The following is an 18,095-nucleotide window of genomic DNA, read 5'->3' on the forward strand; positions in this document are numbered from 1 at the left end:
CATCCCTTTCGTATCTTATGAAAGGTTGAAAGCATCTCAAGGGAATTACGTTATAAATATACGTGCCCATTTTCGGAATGCTAATAGAATTATTTCACTTTTTCTTCGATATACTTCACTGCATCACCAACAGTTCCGATCTTTTCAGCATCGTCATCTGAAATTTCCATATCGAATTCATCTTCTAGTTCCATAACTAGCTCAACGACATCCAAAGAGTCTGCGCCGAGATCGTCTTTGAAAGAAGCTTCAGGTTTTACTTCGCTTTCATCGACACCAAGTCGGTCGACAACTACTTTCGTTACACGTTCAAGTACTGACACTATAGTCACCTCCTCTCACTGAAATGCGGAGGGTGGCGTTTAGCTGCGACAGGCATAAGACGGGCATGCGAAGCGGCGCTCTTTGCCGCACAGCATGACTGGCTTATGACCCGAGCAGCTGCCACCCGCAGCTGGACACTAAGATAAGCGTAGGTCCATTACATCACCATACCGCCATCAACATTGATGGTTTGTCCGGTAATATAGTTTGCATCGTCGGATAGTAGGAACGCTACTGCGCCTGCGACATCTTCAGCTGATCCTAGCTTACCCAAAGGAATGGAGCCCAACATTTGTGCTTTTACTTCCTCTGGAAGAGCTTCAGTCATATCTGTTGTAATGAAACCTGGTGCTACTGCGTTCACAGTAATATTCCTTGTCGCAAGTTCTCTCGCGGTAGTCTTCGTCAAGCCAATCACACCTGCTTTTGCAGCGACATAATTTGCTTGTCCCGGATTGCCGATGACGCCGACGATAGATGCAAGGTTGACGATTTTCCCGGCACGCTGTTTCATCATTTGGCGTGTCACAGCTTTCGTACAGAGGAACACACCTTTTAAATTGATGTTAATAACATCATCCCATTCGTCTTCCTTCATACGCATCAACAAGTTATCACGCGTAATTCCTGCATTATTTACGAGCATATCAATAGAACCAAACGTTTTCAATGTCTCATCAATCATTTCTTTCACTTGTTCGGCATCCGAAACGTTCGCTTGGATGGCAAAAGCATCTCCGCCGGATTGTTTGATCAATTCAACGACTTCTTCCGCTTTTTCTTTGCTGCCGCTATAGTTGACCGCTACACGAGCGCCTTCTTTTCCTAGCAAAATTGCAATCTCGCGTCCAATTCCTCTTGAAGCACCTGTAACGATCGCCGATTTCCCTTCAAATCTACCCATCATTCCCACCCTTTCGCTGCATCAATGGCCGCTTGCAGTGTCTCTTCGTCATAGACAGGAAGCACTGTAACAGATCTATCTATTTTCTTTACAAGGCCGCTGAGCACTTTTCCAGGGCCGCATTCAATGAAATGTGTAACGCCAAGGTTGATCAATTCACGAACGGAGTCTTCCCAACGAACCGGAGAATATAATTGTTCCACAAGGAGCTGCTTGATTTCCTCATGATCGGAAACCGTTTTAGCGTTTACATTTGCAACGACCGGGATGGAAGCATCCTTCATTCCTACTTCATCCAACGCATTTTTCAGACGTTCCGCTGCTGGCTTCATAAGGGAAGAGTGGAATGGTCCGCTCACATCAAGTGGAATCGCTCTTTTCGCTCCCGCTTCCTTAAGCTCAACACAAGCTTTCTCGACGCCTGCTTTCGTTCCCGATATGACAATTTGTCCAGGACAGTTCAAATTGGCCGGTTGGACCGCATCGCCACTAGCTGTAATCGCATCCGTCACTTCTAGAAGCTTATCGCTATCCAGTCCAAGAATGGCGGCCATCGCCCCTTCTCCGGCAGGAACCGCATCATTCATGAAAAGGCCGCGTTTATGGACAACCGACACACCGTCTTCAAATGAAAGGACACCTGAAGCGACGAGGGCAGTATACTCACCAAGACTATGTCCAGCAGTATAGTCAGGAGTTATGCCTTCCACAACAAGCCTTGAAGCGATCATGGCGCCGACTGTCAACAGTGCGGGCTGTGCATTATATGTCAATGTCAGTTCCTCTTGGGGACCTTCTGTAATCAAACGGCTTAAGCCGAACTGCAATACTTCATCCGCTTGTTCCAGGAAATTCCCGCCACTATTGAATAGTTCTGCTCCCATTCCGACAGACTGAGAACCTTGTCCCGGGAAAATAAATGCTATTTTCGTCATTCCGCCTCCACCTTTCCTACCGTCTCTCTAATTGTTCCGCACACATTGAATTCGACCATTGTCCTCGCTTGTCTAATCGCATTATAAATAGCATTGGCATTTGAGGAACCGTGTGCCTTGATGACTGGGGAATTCAACCCGAATAATCCTGCTCCGCCATACTCGGTATAATCCATTTTCTTTTTCAATCCGCGAAGGTCATCTTTCACTAATGCCGCTGAAAGCTTTGACTTCAACGAGGCGCCATATACTTCTTTCAGCATCGAAAAGAAACCGGCTGCTGTCCCTTCTATCGTCTTCAGCACCATATTCCCTGTAAATCCATCCGTCACAATGACATCCGCCGCACCACTTAAAATGTCTCTCGACTCAACGTTTCCGATAAAATGAATAGGCACTTCTGAAAGAAGTTCGTATGCAGCTTTCGTCAGTTCGTTCCCTTTGCCTTCTTCGGTGCCGATATTCAAAAGTCCGACGCGGGGCTTTTGAACGCCGCGCACCTTTTCCGCATAAATGCTTCCCATAATTGCATATTGCTGCAAATGAGTAGGCTTTGCGTCAGAATTTGCGCCGACATCCAAGAAGACAAAACCTTGTCCATCGATTGTCGGCAAGGTCGGGGATAACGCCGGGCGATCGATGCCTTCGATCCGTCCTACGATGAATAGCCCGGCTGCCATTAGCGCTCCTGTATTCCCGGCAGAGACGCATGCATCGGCTTCGCCGTCTTTCACAGCTTGCGCCATCCTCACCATGGAGGCATCTTTCTTCCTTCGGATTGCACGGACCGGCTCATCATCCGCTTCAATTTTCTCTGTACAATGAATTACTTTCAAGCGTCCATGTTCTTTCAAATACGGCGCCATCTTTTCTTCATTTCCATAAATATGTATATGTATATCTTCAAATTCAGATAGGCTCAGAAGCGCGCCTTCAATAATTTCACCAGGTGCATGATCTCCACCCATTCCATCCAATGCAATGATCATCATATTTCCCTCCCGCTGTGGTCCGTAGTTTGATACATCTGGAATTCACCGGTGAAAACCGTCTCGTTTTCGACGGTGGAGATGACATCGACAAAAGTCCGTTTATTATTTGAACGCTCTTTATCAACGATGGCACGTGCAATGACCCGATCACCTGATCTGACGGGCTTCAGGAAATGGAGGTCCGATGTGACAGTCAACGCAAGATCATCGTCGAGAACTGCAACCGCCAATGAATTTGCCTGTGCAAATAAATGGTGGCCCCGCGCTATGCCACTCCTTCGGAAGACATGATCGTCCGTTACATCGAATATAGAGACCGCCCTTTTATCTAGCACAATGTCAACGATTTCACCAATTATTTCATCGGACTGTAGGGATTTCACTTCTGCTTCCATCGTTCGTGCGGCTACCGTTTTCAATCGCTCACGCAATTCCGGAATTCCACATTCCAAGCGGTCTAATCGTATCGTCTGAACGCTTACTTTAAATTGTTTGGATAATTCTTCGTCTGTCAGAAAAGGATTTTGTTCGAGGCTTATTTCAAGCTGGCGCTGCCTCTCCCTTTTTGGCACTCTCACTCGATTCACCCTTCCGGATTAGCACTTGGTACTAATACCAGTATATTATCATAGTTCCTCATTGATTTCTACAAAACATTGGTTGAAATAAAACAAACAACAGGCAAAGAAAAAACACTCCATTTCTTGACCTGTTGTTCAATTATGTTTTTAGTCTATGCGTTCATGTGATAGCGCGCCTGATTGCTCCAAGTCTTCTCTCAAGAATTTATACTCCGGAGAGGACCAGAAATCATCCGATGCCAGCATCTTCTCAGCATCTTGACGCGCAGTTTCCAGCGCGCGGTAGTCATGCACAAGATCAGCCATCTTGAATTCAGGCATTCCGCTTTGCTTCTTGCCGAAGAAGTCGCCCGCGCCTCTCAGCTCAAGATCCTTTTCAGCTAATATGAATCCGTCGTTCGTCTCTGTCATGGACTGCATCCGTTCCTTCCCTTCCTCGTTCTTCGGATCGGCAAGAAGTACGCAATACGATTGGTCCGCCCCCCTGCCGACCCTCCCCCTTAATTGGTGAAGTTGGGCGAGTCCGAAACGGGTGGCGTCATAAATGAGCATGAAGGTCGCATTCGGCACGTTCACGCCGACTTCAACGACGGTTGTCGAAACAAGGCAATCGATTTTCCCCTCACTGAAGTCCCTCATGATGGCATCTTTCTCATCGGAATGAAGTCTACCGTGCATGAGGCCGACTGTGTACCGCCCAGCAAAATGGTGGGTGAGCTGGGAATGGACATCGACGGCATTTTGAACATCGATCTTATCTGATTCCTCAATGAGAGGACAAATGACATATGACTGTCTCCCGGCCTGCAGTTCCTTCTCCATCTTTCGTAATACTGGCAATAAGGATTCTTCTTTAAGCCAAAAGGTCTCAACTTTTTTTCGTCCCGCCGGCATTTCATCAAGGATGGAGACATCCATTTCCCCGAAGGCGGTAATCGCCAATGTCCGCGGAATCGGAGTCGCCGTCATAAAAAGCACGTCGGGATTAAGACCTTTCTCCCTTAACACGCGCCGTTGTTCCACACCGAAACGATGCTGTTCATCCGTTATGACGAGTCCCAATTTCGCAAAACCGACGTCCGGCTGGATCAACGCATGCGTCCCGATCAGCAGATCGATTTCTCCGCTTTGCAATTTCTCAATGATGATCCTTCTCGCTTTCCCTTTCGTGGATCCGGAGAGGAAGGCGACATTCACTCCAAACGGCTCAAGCCATGATGATAGGGAATCGGCATGCTGTTCCGCAAGAATTTCCGTCGGCGCCATAAGCGCACCTTGAAACCCACCCGTAATCGCCGCAAATAGGGCAATAGCAGCTACGACCGTCTTTCCGGAACCTACATCCCCTTGCAGCAGCCGATTCATCCTCATCGGGCTTTTCAATTCGGCACATAGCTCATTGACAACCTTTTTTTGTGCATTCGTCAGCTCGAAAGGCAATGAAGTAATGAACTCCTTGATACGATCCAGATCATAATGAATCGGAGTTCCTTTTTCGGTTTCTTTACGGATTTTTTTCATACCGATCATTTTCAATTGGAATTTCAAGAGCTCCTCATAGACAAAGCGTCTACGTGCCTGTTTCACGTCATTCGGCGATTTTGGAAAATGAACCATTTCCAGTGCTTCTCCGACCGACGGCAACAAATAAGCTTCCCGCAATGAATCCGGAAGAACTTCGGCAATTTCACCGCTGCACAAATCCAGTGCCTGTCTCATATATTTGCGGAACGTCTTTTGGTGCATGACGTTTTTCAAACTATAGACAGGTTCAAAATCAGCTTGATCTGTTTTCGGCCCCTGACTGAAGTTGCTCACATTGATCACTTGCCTGCCACGATCCCATTTGCCGGTCACCGTAACAATCATTCCGATTGAAATTCGGTCTTTCAAGTAATGTTGATTGAAGAAAACCGCTTTAACGAGATGATTTCCGGCCAGCAACCGTAATTGGAGTCGTGATTTATTTCTCCCTAAAAAAAGAACGGAAGGCTCACTTTCGACCCTTCCTTCAATGGTGACCCGTTCATTATGCGGCGTTTCAGCTAAATTTTTCAATCTGAAGTCTTCATGGCGGTACGGAAATGTATTGATTAACTCTTCAATCGTTTCAATGCCAAGTTTTTGAAGCTGTTCTGCAGATGCCTTGCCGACGCCTTTCAGCGTTGTGACAGGGTCAAGAATTGACGGTGTCACGAGACGTTTTGTCCTTTCCGAAAATCTCGGCTTCGAGTGCCTTTCCAGTAGGAGTGGCAGCTAAGCCCCCTTTTGCGGTTTCCCTTAAAGCGGAAGGCATTGACTGTCCGATTCTATGCATCGCTTCAATTACTTCATCAGTCGGAATCCTGCTTACTACCCCTGCAAGAGCCATATCCGCTCCGACTAGGGCTTTTGCAGCTCCCATCGCATTACGCTTCACACATGGCACTTCCACTAGACCTGCCACCGGATCGCATACAAGTCCAAGCATGTTTTTCATGACGATTGAAAAAGCCTCTGCACTTTGCTGAGGAGTCCCTCCAGCCATTTCCACGATCGCAGCGGCAGCCATCGAAGCGGCTGAACCAGTTTCCGCCTGGCATCCTCCTGCCGCACCAGAGATGGATGCGTTATTTGCCACGACAAAGCCGAAAGCGCCCGATGTAAACAAGTAATTCACCATCTGCTCTCTCGTCGGGTTCAATTTGTCCTTCACTGCGAAAAGTGTTCCTGGTACAATTCCGGCAGCCCCTGCAGTAGGAGTTGCACAGATCATTCCCATTGCTGCGTTTACTTCGTTCGTCGCGACCGCTTTACTGACAGCATCCAAAATAAGGTCCCCCGAAAGTGATTTTCCGGATTTAATATAGTTTTGAATAAGGACAGCATCGCCGCCTGTCAAACCGGAAGTCGATTTTACGCCTTGCAACCCTTGCTCGACAGCGCTTTCCATGACGGAAAGATTGTTTTCCATTTGAGCGACAATCTCTTCACGTGAACGTCTCGTCATTTGCATTTCCTGTTCAATCATAATTTCCGAAATCGGCTTATTTTGTGCTTCTGCGAGTGCTACTAATTCTTTTACAGTACCGAATAGAACTTCCATTACTATTTCCCTCCTCAGTTCGCCAATGTTGAAACTTGCGTAACATTCGGCAATGATTTCAATTCATTAATGAGTGTTTCATCAAACATCTGGTCGACTTCAATGACCATAAGAGCCATTTTCCCTTTTTCTTTCCGGCCTACTTCCATATGGGCAATGTTCATGCCTTGCGAAGCGATTGCGTTGGAAACATTCGCGATGACGCCAGAGCGATCGTCATGTACGACGAGGAGCGCCGGGAAATGCCCCGATAAGCGAAGTGGAAAGCCATTCAACTCAGTGACTTCCATTGTGCCACCGCCGATTGAAATCCCGACAAGCTCTATTTCCCCTTGACTGTCGCCGAGAACAATTTTTGCTGTATTTGGATGATCGGCCTCTTCCTCTTCGGGAATGAACTCGAAGGTCATGCCCAGTGCTGCGGCATCTTCGAAAGCCGTTTTTATTCTTTCATCAAACGTGTCGTAATCCAACAGACCCCCGATAATCGCAACGTCCGTCCCATGCCCTTTATATGTTTCTGCAAAAGACCCATAGAGATGGATTCTCGCCCACTCCGGCTGACGCCCAAACAAATCACGGGCGACTCGTCCAATTCGAGCAGCTCCAGCGGTGTGCGAAGATGAAGGCCCGATCATGACGGGACCGATAATTTCAAAGACAGATCTATATTTCATTTAAACTACCCCCTTATTGAGAAGCAAACGCTTTCTTCATTTTACCGCAGATTTCAAGTAAAGACAAAATAGAAAATCGGCATGCCCCAAAAGGCATGCCGTCGATTTTCCGTATTATTCCACGGAAAGGATATAAGGATAAAGCGGTTGTTTCCCATTGTACAATTCGACTTCTGTATGATCATATGTGGATTCCACGTATTCTGCAATTTCAGCAGCTTCTTGCTCGGTTACATCCTCGCCATAGATGATTGTGACGATTTCATCATCTTCATCGATAAGTGATTCAAGCAACGTCTTCATTACGTCTCCTAAAGACGGGTTGGAGATAACAATTTTACTGCCTGCAAGTCCCATAAAATCATCTTTTTTAATATCGATGCCATCTATGGATGTATCCCGGATCGAATAAGTGACTTGACCAGTTTTCACTCCAACCGCCGCTTTGGACATGCTCTTTTCATTATCCGCCACTTCAGCTTCAGGATTGAATGCGAGAATTGCCGCTAGCCCTTCCGGAACGGATTTCGTTTCGACGACAGCTGCTTCGATGCCAATCACTTCTGCTGCCTGTTTTGCCGCCATGATGATATTTTTATTGTTCGGCAAGATGATGACCCGCTCGGCGCCCACGTCCTTGATAGCCTTCACGATATCTTCGGTTGATGGATTCATCGTCTGTCCGCCTTCAATGACAGCAGAAGCTCCGATGCTCTTCAGCAAGTCAGCAATTCCTGTCCCCATTGCCACTGTCACAATTGCGTAAGGATGTGAAGCTGTCTCCGCCTTTTTTATCGAATGGCTATCTCCGACAATATCAATATGCTGCTGACGCATGTTTTCGATTTTGATGTTTATGAGGGAACCGTATTGTTGCGCATAATTCAATGCATCTCCCGGCTCTTCAGTATGAATATGTACTTTCGCAATTTCCTCATCTGAAATGACAAGTAATGAATCCCCGAACTTACTGAGGTCCTGGCGGAAATCGCCTTCCTCGAAAGGATGCTTCTTCACTTTTTTATCCTCAAATTTCACCATGAATTCTGTACAATAGCCGTATACGATATCTTCAGTATTCATGAACCCTTGTACTCCACGATGATGCTCAGCGTTGACTAGATCCTCCATCAGATCCATATTCGTCCGTTCAGGAAGCTCTTCCCCTTTCAGACATGCCAAAAAACCTTCATATACATAAACAAGGCCTTGTCCGCCACTATCGACGACACCAACTTCCTTCAAGACGGGAAGCAGATCTGGAGTCCGTTTCAAAGAAGCTTTCGACTCTTCAACGATTGCCTCCATCACTTTGATGATGTCTGTAGTCGACTTCGCCACTTCAACACCTTTGCTCGCTGCATCTTTGGCAACAGTAAGAATCGTGCCTTCAACAGGCTTCATGACTGCTTTATAAGCCGTCTGCACCCCATATTCCAGTGCATTTGCGAACTTCTTGCTATCCAACTTCTCTTCCTCTTCCACAGCCTTGCCAAAACCACGGAACAATTGGGATAGGATGACCCCGGAGTTCCCGCGTGCTCCCATCAATAGGCCTTTAGACAATGCCTGGGCGGTCTTGCCCAAATGAGCAGACACATTCGCTTCCGTTTCCTTTGCCCCGGACGTCATGGATAAATTCATATTTGTCCCTGTGTCCCCGTCAGGAACAGGAAACACGTTAAGTGAATCGACATAGTCTGCATTCTGATGAAGGTGATGCGCACCCATCCTCACCATGTCGGCAAATTTCACACCATCAATAAAATTCATTGAAATGTTTTCCTCCTTCTATCAGTTCGTCACCCGAACTCCTTGAACAAATATATTCACTGAATCCACTGTTAACGATAAGGTCTTTTTCAATGTATACATCACTTTGGATTGCACTTGGTATGCGACCTCGGAGATTTTTGTTCCATATCCGATAATGACATACATATCGATATGTGTTTCGTCTCCGATATTTCTAACAATGACTCCTTTTGCATAGTTCTCTTTTCCAAGGATGTCTGTAAGTCCATCCCGGATTTGATGACGCGAAGCCATGCCGACAATTCCGTAGCATTCGATTGCCGCCTCTCCCACCACTTGGGCAATGACGTCATTCGTAATATCTATCGTACCGTAATCGTTTTTCATCTCGATTGACATGAAAGCTTCCCCTCCCGCATCCATAATAACTAACCCCATTGTACTATACACGATAACAATATAAAAGCGTAGTAACTGTTGTAAAGGATTTTCACTTGAAAGCATCAGTGAAAAAGGTTGCATGCCTTTATTTCCTGTGATAAAGTATTATGGTATGCGAATTAGATAGTGAATCGCTTAATCAATATTAGCGAGGAGGTCATAAAAATGGCTAAAGAATGTGTAGTTACTGGCCGCAAAGCACGTACGGGGAATGCCCGTTCACACGCAATGAATGCCAACAGACGTACTTGGGGAGCTAATCTTCAAAAAGTCCGTATTCTTGTAAACGGTAAACCGAAACGTGTTTGGGTATCTGCGAGAGCGCTCAAATCAGGTAAAGTGCAAAGAGTATAATATCTTTATCCGCGTTCCGATTACTATAAGACAAAAAGAAATAAAACGCCAGGCCGGTAAGTTCAGCCTGACGTTTTTTCTTTTTTCCGTTTTTTGTTTCGCTGGCTTGCAGTAGCTTGGGGTTTGACCTTATCTTCTTTTTGGAAGACGACCATGCATTTTCGTACAAAGCTACTTAGAAACTTCGGCATCGTAAATGTATAAACTCGCAATTCCCTTCTCCTTTCAGGAATCTGAACTTCTTACCATTAAGCATATGCCCTGTCGGAATGAGATAGTACAAACTTCTGAAATTGGTTCGTTGCTCGTAAATTTCGTCATGCCCATATCCATCCTTTCATTAACCGTCTCATACTTGAAGCCGGTCAATGTCAGGCCTTCTACAGAACTGCCAAAGGGGAAAAATGAAATATAAGGGAACTGGGCAGCCCTTTTCACCCGATGGACTCCAGGACGAAGTAATGAAAGTTCATTAAGAGCGTTGCGGATGCGGAATGAAACTTCTTTATGTTCAATCTGCATCCGATATAATAAATGCAATGCCGATTCGAAATGATCCAACCTGTCTCCAGTGACACCGGTCAAAACCACTTCTCCCGGACGATAGGAAATGGCACGATCTACAGCCAGTTCCGTGTCCGTTTCGTCTTTTTCTGTCTGGAAGGGATAGACCCGTTCCACAGATTCTTTTATTCTGCTATACTCCTCTTCACTCACTGAATCAAAATCTCCGATTGCTTCTTCGGGAACAATCCCTTGATCCAATAAATGAATTGCCCCGCGGTCTACGCCGATGAAAATTGTCCCTTCCGCCTCGTAAGCGGACAGGTCGGGCAACTCCCCGATGGGCCCGCCTGCACAGATGATAATCCTATCCATCAATTCAGTACGCTTTCCCCAGCGGCTTTAATCCTTTGCAGTGCTTCCGTACGATCTTCCGCATTATAAACGGCCGAGCCAGCGACAAATATATTGGCGCCCGCCTCAACGCAAGGGATGATCGTTTCCTCATTGATGCCGCCATCGATTTCGATATCGATTGACAATCCTCTTTCCTTGATCAGATCGGACAATTGCTTCACTTTCGGAAGTACGGAATGGATGAACTTCTGTCCCCCGAATCCCGGATTGACCGTCATGAATAATACCATGTCGATATCTTCAAGGATATGGACGATATGCTCTACCGGCGTATGCGGGTTCAGTACGACACCCGGCTTCACTCCGAAAGAACGAATCAGCTGAATGGTGCGATGCAAATGTCGGCACGCTTCCACATGGACAGTAATATAATCCGCTCCCGCTTTCGCGAACTGTTCAATATATGCATCAGGGTTCTCAATCATGAGATGGACATCGAGCGGAAGATCCGTAACTGGCCGCAACGCTTCCACAACAATCGGTCCCATCGTAATGTTCGGAACGAAATGGCCATCCATTACATCAATATGAATCAGTTCAGCTCCAGCTTTCTCAACTTCTCTCACTTCATCTGCCAACTTCGAAAAGTCCGCAGCTAATATGGACGGTGCAATTTTAATCATTTTCAATACCTCGGCTTTCGGTCAGTAATCTCTTGCAGAAATTGCAAATAATTAGAGTAGCGGGATTGAAGGATTTCCCCGGTCCCCACTTTCTGTTTAACTGCGCAGCCAGGCTCCTTCAAATGCAAGCATCCCCTGAATTTGCATTCATGCGCCACGTTTTCCATTTCAACGAAAGTATCACGTAACTCATCTCTCTCGATATGATCGAAATCAAGTGAGCTGAAGCCTGGCGTGTCAGCTACGAGTCCGCCTGCGACTTCCAAGAGCTCTACATGGCGGGTCGTATGCTTGCCCCTGCCAAGCGCTTCCGAAATTTCGCCGGTCTTCAAAGATAGTTCAGGAATCAACGTGTTGAGCAATGTCGATTTCCCGACGCCGGACTGACCGGCAAGAACCGTTGTCTTTCCTTCTAAATATGGTTGAAGCAAAAGGAACAGGTCTGGATCTCCGATAAAAGTAGCGATGACATCGTAGCCAATTCCGCGGTAGTAGTCAGCGGCAGTTTCTGCATGATGTAGCTCCTCATCCCCTGCGACGTCTTTCTTCGTCAGGCAGATAACCGGTTTTATGCCTACTGATTCGATGACAGCGAGGAACCTATCCAATAGATGGTAGCTGAAATCGGGTTCCACAATCGAAAATACGAGCAATGCCTGGTCGACATTTGCAATTGGAGGTCTGACCAGCTCATTTTCCCGTTTCTGAACTTCTGTGATGGTTGCATCATTATCGCCTTCACGCACAATCGTGACAAAGTCGCCGACAAGGGGCGATATACCCCTAATTTTAAAAACCCCACGGCCTTTGCATTGGATAATTTCTCCATCATTCACCTTGACATAATAAAAACCGCTGATTGCTTTTCTAATTTGTCCTTCCGGCATCCAATCCCTCTTTCTTATTCAGCATCATTATAATTGAACGTCTTTTCCGCAATGATTGAAGAGTCTCTAAGAATTTTGTATCCTCCACGCTGACCTTCTTCAAGTTCAACGGTAATCTCTCTTTTCACATCTTCCGTTATCGTAAATTCGGCAACCGGATCCGTCATCGAATGTTTGCTGTCCTGAATATAGATTTTAATCGTTTGCGGTTCAGGGTCCGTATCTTCCTCATCGTCTTCAACAGTCGATGGTTCATATTGAATTGTAACCGTGTCCACAAAATACTTAACCGGGGGCTTCTCCTTGCCCTTTGAAATGACTACGTCAACTGTCGCGCCTTTTTCAAGTTCAGCGTTCGCAGAAGGTTTTTGTGAAATGACATGACCTTCCTTCACACTATCAGATTCAATCCTATTAACGATTCGAATATTGAAGTGGGACTTATCAGCATAATCCTTCAATTCATTCTCGGTATAATTCGTTAGATCAGCAAGTGTTTTCATTTCTTTCCCTAAACTGACTGTAAACACGATTTCAGTTTCTTCCGGTACTACCTTTTCGCCGGCTTCGGGCGTCTGCTTCAGGATCTGCCCTTTCGGTGCATCATTGTGAACCCATTCTGGACGAATTTTCCCAAATCCCCTATCTTGTAGGAACTCTACAATTTCTTCATAATCCCTATCGACATAATTGGTCAGCTCAGTCGTTTCCTTTCCGGTGCTAACGTATACGATGATAGCAGATCCGATTTCCCGTTTTTTATTTGCCTCTGGATCAATCCGGAATACTTGTCCGGCGGGATATTCATCCGAATAATCCTCAATCTTATCTTCAACAACAAAGCCGTTTTCCTCCAATAGCGAAATCGCTTCCGCTTCCTCCAATCCGACCACCTCTGGTATCAGGGCAGTTTTTGGACCGAATAAGGTCGGCCAATAAAAGAACAGGAGGACCGCAATCGCCAACAGCAAAGCGGAGAGGCCTACGATGATCGGCCATTTCTTTCTTTTCTTCTTCTTCTTCTGCTGAAGCGGCAAAGGGTCAGGAATGACAGGATTCAAGATTTTGGTCTTTTCTGAGTGGTCCGCTTTTGATGTATCTGCAATGATCGGAATGACACGCGTCCGGTCATCATCGAAAGGGATGGTGAATTTCTCTTCATGCTGCCTCTCAGGTGATAATACGGTGAGCAGATCTTCATACATCTCCTCCGCCGACTGGTATCTGTATGTAGCATCCTTCGCTGTCGCTTTTAAAATGACATTTTCGACGCTTTGCGGAATGCCGGGAAACGATAGGCGTACAGAAGGCGTCTCTTCCTGCAAGTGTTTCAAAGCGATTGCAACTGCTGTTTCTGCAGAAAAAGGCAGTTCACCTGTCAATAGTTCATAGAAGACAATCCCCAACGAATAAATATCCGACTTCTTCGTTGCCATGCCGCCTCTCGCCTGTTCAGGTGATAAATAATGGACCGTTCCGATAACGGAATTCGTTTTTGTATGTGCCGTTGCGCTTAACGCCATGGCAATTCCGAAATCGGTTATTTTCACATTGCCTTCAGCGTCCATTAAGATATTCTGAGGTTTTATATCCCGATGGACAATCCCGTTGTGATGGGCATTGGCAATCGCCGAGACGAGCTGCCTCATGATTTTGACTGCTTGATGAACTTGTAAAGGGCCATTCATTTGAATGAACTTCTTGAGTGTTTGGCCTTCGATATATTCCATAACGAGGTAATGAAGTTCTTCATCTTCGCCGACGTCAAAAATATTGACGATATGTGGATGGGTCAAGCTCGTGGCAGATAGGGCCTCCCGCTGGAATCTCTTTTTAAGATCCTGCTCATTTGCGAAATCATAGTTCAAGACTTTAATGGCTACATCGCGGTCCAAAATGATGTCGTGAGCCAAATAGACTTTCGACATGCCGCCTTCTCCGATTCCTTTAAGTACTTCGTAACGGCCGCCGATTCGTTCACCGATCATTGTGGGCTCACCTCCGATGTGGAAGGGCTAGCCAATATGACGGAAATATTATCTTCTCCGCCCAATTCGTTCGCCAACTCGACCAATTTAACCGCCTTGTCATGCAAATCTCCATCCGCAGTGACGATTTTCTGAATCCGTGCGTTGTCGACTTTATTGCTTAAGCCATCCGTACAGATCAACAAGTATGTCTGTCCGTCAAATTTAATTTGATAGAAGTCGGGCATGATTGTTTTCTCGGATCCTACAGCCTTCATTATCCAATTCCTCTGGGGATGTTTTGCCGCTTCCTCTTCGGTAATTTCCCCAGAATCCAGCAATATATTTACGAAGGAATGATCCTTCGTAATTTGCGAGATTTCATTCCGGTTTATCGTATACACCCGGCTATCCCCGACGTGAGTGACAATGCCTTTATCCCCATGAATGAGCACTGCATCTAATGTAGTTCCCATACCCTTGTACTCTTTGTCGTTTTCAGCAACATCATATAGAGTGCGGTTTACATGCATGACCGTCTCCTGAAGCCATTCTTTCCAATCTTCCTCGTCCATAGTTGCAGCGCTATCCACTTTCACGAATTGTTCGCCAAGAATCCTTACCGCTGTCGAACTTGCATAGTCTCCGCCCCGATGACCACCCATGCCATCCGCGACAACTGCGAGCGTCGGCCCGTCTTGAATTGCAAAGACCGCTGCGCTGTCCTCATTCACTGTCCGCTTTTTCCCAATGTCTGTCACTACTTCGAATCGCAACACTCGTCCCCCCCTTTTATCAAAGACACCAATTTCCAAATTCCCCTGCTAGATGTCCGTCGCTGGTCATTACTTACTTCATCTTTTTGTGAAAAGCAGCGACAAAAAACCCATCGCTTCCAAAGTGCTGCGGCATCACTTGAAGCAGATCGTCTTTGATTGCCAATGAGTCAATGTCTGCAAGTGAATTGAGCGTAGACAGCGTCATATCTGGATGTGTATCCAGGAAACGGCGGACCATCCCTTCATTTTCATCGTACTCTATGGTGCACGTGCTATAGACGATAATGCCATCATCTTTTAGTAACCGGTAGGCAGTAGCAAGCAGCTGCTCCTGAATCTCGGTCAAACTTTTCAAATCCTGCTCGGTCTTATTGTATTTTATCTCAGGCTTGCGACGGATGACTCCGAGACCACTGCAAGGCGCATCGACAAGGATGCGGTCAAATGAGGCAGGACCGTAAATGGACTCCAGCTCACGGCTATCCCCGCTTTTCGTGATGATGGATTGTATGCCGAGACGGTTAGCATTCGACTCAATTAATGATAGTTTGTGTTCATGCAAATCATGTGCATAGATTTCGCCTGTATCATTCATCTTTTCTGCAATGAAGGTCGTCTTTCCGCCTGGAGCAGCACACATGTCCAACACCTTCATATCAGGCTTCACGTCAAGAGCCAGAACAGGCAACATGGAGCTTTCGTCTTGGATGGTCAATAAACCTTCCGCGAATGCTTCCGTATTTGCCAAGCTCCCGCTGGATACTTGGATGCTCCCGGAAATCACTTCGCCCCTGGATGCTTCAATACCTTCCTTAGCGAGCGCTGTGATCGCTTCTTCGACTGTCGCTTTCAATGAATTGACCCTCGCAGTCATGCGGGCTGGATGATTGTTTTCATGAGCCATCGCCAAAGCTTCCTCTTTGCCGAACTGCTTAACCCAACGCTCAATCAACCATGCAGGATGACTTGTTTCAACCGACATCCTTTCGACATCGTCCTTGATGTCCTCGATCGGGCGGACGCCTTTTCGTAATACGGATCGTAAAATTCCGTTAACAGTTGCCGAGATGCCTTTATGCCCTCTTCTTTTGGCGATTTCCACCGCTTCATGGACGACTGCATGCGGAGGGATCTTCGTCAAGTAGACTATTTGATAAAGTGACAATCGCAGTAATTCCCGTACCCATGGATCTAATTTCCCTTTGACGAAAGGCTCCAAGTAGTAATCCAATGTCAATCTATGCTGCAAAGTGCCATACGTCAGTTCAGTCAATAAACCCCTGTCCTTCGGATCGATATCATATTTCTTGATCGTCCGGTTGAGCAGAAGATTGCTGTAAGCCTGATTCTGATTTATTTCCATCAATATCGATAATGCCGCATCGCGGACATTGCCGTTCCAAATCCTCTTTTTGGCATTTGTCATTCAAATTTATCCCCTTCACTCCACTTGGCTCCAATGCCATTTAGGAATTCTTCTGCCGACAATCGTTTTTTTCCAGCTGGTTGCAGCTCAGTGATGGCAATGGATGTTTCGTCGCCTGTTTTGACGATGATCCTGTCCTTCAACAATTTTAGTATCGTTCCAGGAAGGGCCTCACTATTAATTTCGGATTTGTCCGCCATCCATATCTTAACGTTCTCTTCTTGAAATACGGAATAGGCTCCCGGCCATGGATAGAGCCCGCGTATTTGATTGAAGATAGCTGTACCGGCTTTAGACCAGTCGATTCTTTCCTGTTCACGGGTAATATTGCCTGCAAATGAAACGTGTTTCTCATCTTGGGGAATCCGTTCATTCGATCCGTCAATGATGGATGGCAATGTCTCTTTCAATAATTTTGTGCCGGCCACGGATAATTTCTCAAAAAGGATTCCGGTATTGTCTTCCTCAGTAATTGGTACAGTTATCTGTGAGATGATATCTCCCGCATCGAGCTTCTCCACCATATACATGATCGTTACTCCCGTTTCGGTCTCACCATCAATGACTGCTTGGTGAATCGGCGCGCCTCCCCGGTATTTCGGCAGCAATGAAGCATGGACATTGATGCAACCGAGTCGTGGAGCATCAAGCAGGTTTTTCGGCAAGATTTGTCCATATGCAGCGGTGACGATCAAATCCGGCTTCATCTGAATAAGTTCCGCAAGTTCTTCGGAAGTTCTCAGTTTTTCCGGCTGCAAGACCGGCAAACCAAGTCGGAGAGCCTCTTCCTTTACTGGCGGAGGTGTCAATATCCTCTTTCTTCCAACGGGTCGATCGGGCTGGGTGACGACTGCGATGATGTCGTACCCTTCCTCGTGCAGCATTGTCAAGACAGGAACTGAGAAGTCGGGAGTCCCCATGAATACAATTTTTGTCATTCTATTTCATCCTCCCCATCTACCTCTTCAAATTCCTCTGGGTCAACAATCCTTGTTATTTTCGAATCGAATAACACGCCATCCAAATGATCGATTTCATGCAGTATGGCCCGTGCTTCATAATCTTCCGCTTCCAGCTCGTACAAAGAACCGTCCCGTTCCTGTGCTTCTATACGGACGAAAAATGGTCGTTCCACTTCACCGTACAGACCCGGGAAGCTTAAGCAGCCTTCAACTTCTACGACAGACCCTCCGATTGCCGTGACGACAGGGTTGACCATTTCAATCACTTGGTCCCCTTCGCCCATATCGACGATGGCGACCCGGACCAATTCCCCTACTTGAGGAGCCGCAAGTCCTATACCATCCGCATCGATCATTGTGTCGTACATATCATCTAGCAGCTTAGCCAGTTTTCCATCAAATTTCTCCACTTCCATACAACGCTGTGTCAGCATTGTTGAAGGGTTTTTTACGATTTCAAGTATTGCCAATTCAATTCCTCT

General features: G+C 46.4%; 20 protein-coding genes. 1 reads left to right on the forward strand and 19 read right to left on the reverse strand.

Annotation, left to right across the window (positions count from 1 at the left end; genetic code table 11):
• Window positions 1–89 precede the first annotated feature (89 nt).
• The 10 genes from M3191_RS05355 to M3191_RS05400 all read right to left on the reverse strand — a co-directional run bounded on the left by M3191_RS05355 (window position 90) and on the right by M3191_RS05400 (window position 9,652).
• Complete coding sequence (locus M3191_RS05355) at window positions 90–326, reverse strand: acyl carrier protein (protein WP_251699315.1); 237 nt, start codon at window positions 324–326, stop codon at window positions 90–92.
• A gap of 155 nt (window positions 327–481) precedes the next feature.
• Window positions 482–1,228, reverse strand: a complete 747-nt coding sequence (fabG, locus tag M3191_RS05360; RefSeq protein WP_251698747.1) for a 3-oxoacyl-[acyl-carrier-protein] reductase — start codon at window positions 1,226–1,228, stop codon at window positions 482–484.
• On the reverse strand, window positions 1,228–2,163 hold the full coding sequence (gene fabD / locus M3191_RS05365; RefSeq protein WP_251698749.1) for an ACP S-malonyltransferase: 936 nt from the start codon (window positions 2,161–2,163) through the stop codon (window positions 1,228–1,230). The genes fabG and fabD overlap by 1 nt, the downstream gene beginning before the upstream one ends.
• A complete protein-coding gene (gene plsX, locus M3191_RS05370) occupies window positions 2,160–3,152 on the reverse strand; it encodes a phosphate acyltransferase PlsX (protein ID WP_251698751.1) in 993 nt (330 codons plus the stop codon). The genes fabD and plsX overlap by 4 nt, the downstream gene beginning before the upstream one ends.
• Window positions 3,152–3,733, reverse strand: coding sequence for a transcription factor FapR (gene fapR, locus M3191_RS05375; RefSeq protein WP_251698753.1), 582 nt, complete (start codon window positions 3,731–3,733; stop codon window positions 3,152–3,154). The genes plsX and fapR overlap by 1 nt, the downstream gene beginning before the upstream one ends.
• A 150-nt stretch (window positions 3,734–3,883) precedes the next feature.
• Window positions 3,884–5,932, reverse strand: a complete 2,049-nt coding sequence (recG, locus tag M3191_RS05380; RefSeq protein WP_251698755.1) for an ATP-dependent DNA helicase RecG — start codon at window positions 5,930–5,932, stop codon at window positions 3,884–3,886.
• On the reverse strand, window positions 5,913–6,821 hold the full coding sequence (gene sdaAA, locus M3191_RS05385) for an L-serine ammonia-lyase, iron-sulfur-dependent, subunit alpha (RefSeq protein WP_251698757.1): 909 nt from the start codon (window positions 6,819–6,821) through the stop codon (window positions 5,913–5,915). Before sdaAA ends, recG begins: the two co-directional genes overlap by 20 nt.
• A gap of 14 nt (window positions 6,822–6,835) precedes the next feature.
• The gene (gene sdaAB / locus M3191_RS05390) at window positions 6,836–7,498 is read right to left on the reverse strand and encodes an L-serine ammonia-lyase, iron-sulfur-dependent subunit beta (RefSeq protein ID WP_251698759.1); all 663 of its coding nucleotides are present in this window, start codon (window positions 7,496–7,498) and stop codon (window positions 6,836–6,838) included.
• Window positions 7,499–7,612: 114 nt separating this feature from the next.
• Entirely contained in the window at window positions 7,613–9,271 is a 1,659-nt protein-coding gene (locus tag M3191_RS05395; protein ID WP_251698761.1) for a DAK2 domain-containing protein, read from the reverse strand.
• A gap of 21 nt (window positions 9,272–9,292) precedes the next feature.
• Window positions 9,293–9,652 (reverse strand): Asp23/Gls24 family envelope stress response protein, encoded by a 360-nt coding sequence (locus tag M3191_RS05400; RefSeq protein ID WP_251627161.1) that lies wholly within the window; start codon window positions 9,650–9,652, stop codon window positions 9,293–9,295.
• Between the two features lie 207 nt (window positions 9,653–9,859).
• Here M3191_RS05400 and rpmB point away from each other — a divergent pair, with 207 nt between their 5' ends.
• Window positions 9,860–10,048, forward strand: a complete 189-nt coding sequence (gene rpmB, locus M3191_RS05405) for a 50S ribosomal protein L28 (protein ID WP_251623931.1) — start codon at window positions 9,860–9,862, stop codon at window positions 10,046–10,048.
• Window positions 10,049–10,110: 62 nt separating this feature from the next.
• Here the strand turns inward: rpmB and spoVM are convergent, their stop codons facing one another.
• From spoVM to def, 9 genes are all read right to left on the reverse strand, one after another.
• A complete protein-coding gene (spoVM, locus tag M3191_RS18660; RefSeq protein WP_353056510.1) occupies window positions 10,111–10,260 on the reverse strand; it encodes a stage V sporulation protein SpoVM in 150 nt (49 codons plus the stop codon).
• Between the two features lie 13 nt (window positions 10,261–10,273).
• Complete coding sequence (locus M3191_RS05410; protein WP_251698763.1) at window positions 10,274–10,927, reverse strand: thiamine diphosphokinase; 654 nt, start codon at window positions 10,925–10,927, stop codon at window positions 10,274–10,276.
• Entirely contained in the window at window positions 10,927–11,592 is a 666-nt protein-coding gene (gene rpe / locus M3191_RS05415; protein ID WP_251698765.1) for a ribulose-phosphate 3-epimerase, read from the reverse strand. Before rpe ends, M3191_RS05410 begins: the two co-directional genes overlap by 1 nt.
• Window positions 11,593–11,594: 2 nt before the next feature.
• The gene (gene rsgA / locus M3191_RS05420; RefSeq protein ID WP_251698767.1) at window positions 11,595–12,479 is read right to left on the reverse strand and encodes a ribosome small subunit-dependent GTPase A; all 885 of its coding nucleotides are present in this window, start codon (window positions 12,477–12,479) and stop codon (window positions 11,595–11,597) included.
• A gap of 14 nt (window positions 12,480–12,493) precedes the next feature.
• Window positions 12,494–14,467 (reverse strand): Stk1 family PASTA domain-containing Ser/Thr kinase, encoded by a 1,974-nt coding sequence (pknB, locus tag M3191_RS05425; protein WP_251698769.1) that lies wholly within the window; start codon window positions 14,465–14,467, stop codon window positions 12,494–12,496.
• Window positions 14,464–15,225 (reverse strand): Stp1/IreP family PP2C-type Ser/Thr phosphatase, encoded by a 762-nt coding sequence (locus tag M3191_RS05430; protein ID WP_251698771.1) that lies wholly within the window; start codon window positions 15,223–15,225, stop codon window positions 14,464–14,466. The genes pknB and M3191_RS05430 overlap by 4 nt, the downstream gene beginning before the upstream one ends.
• Before the next feature lie 70 nt (window positions 15,226–15,295).
• Complete coding sequence (gene rsmB, locus M3191_RS05435) at window positions 15,296–16,651, reverse strand: 16S rRNA (cytosine(967)-C(5))-methyltransferase RsmB (RefSeq protein ID WP_251698773.1); 1,356 nt, start codon at window positions 16,649–16,651, stop codon at window positions 15,296–15,298.
• The gene (fmt, locus tag M3191_RS05440; protein ID WP_251698775.1) at window positions 16,648–17,589 is read right to left on the reverse strand and encodes a methionyl-tRNA formyltransferase; all 942 of its coding nucleotides are present in this window, start codon (window positions 17,587–17,589) and stop codon (window positions 16,648–16,650) included. The genes rsmB and fmt overlap by 4 nt, the downstream gene beginning before the upstream one ends.
• Window positions 17,586–18,083 (reverse strand): peptide deformylase, encoded by a 498-nt coding sequence (gene def / locus M3191_RS05445; protein ID WP_251698777.1) that lies wholly within the window; start codon window positions 18,081–18,083, stop codon window positions 17,586–17,588. The genes fmt and def overlap by 4 nt, the downstream gene beginning before the upstream one ends.
• Window positions 18,084–18,095 lie beyond the last annotated feature (12 nt).

The organism is Sporosarcina luteola, from assembly GCF_023715535.1.
Classification (GTDB): domain Bacteria; phylum Bacillota; class Bacilli; order Bacillales_A; family Planococcaceae; genus Sporosarcina; species Sporosarcina luteola_B.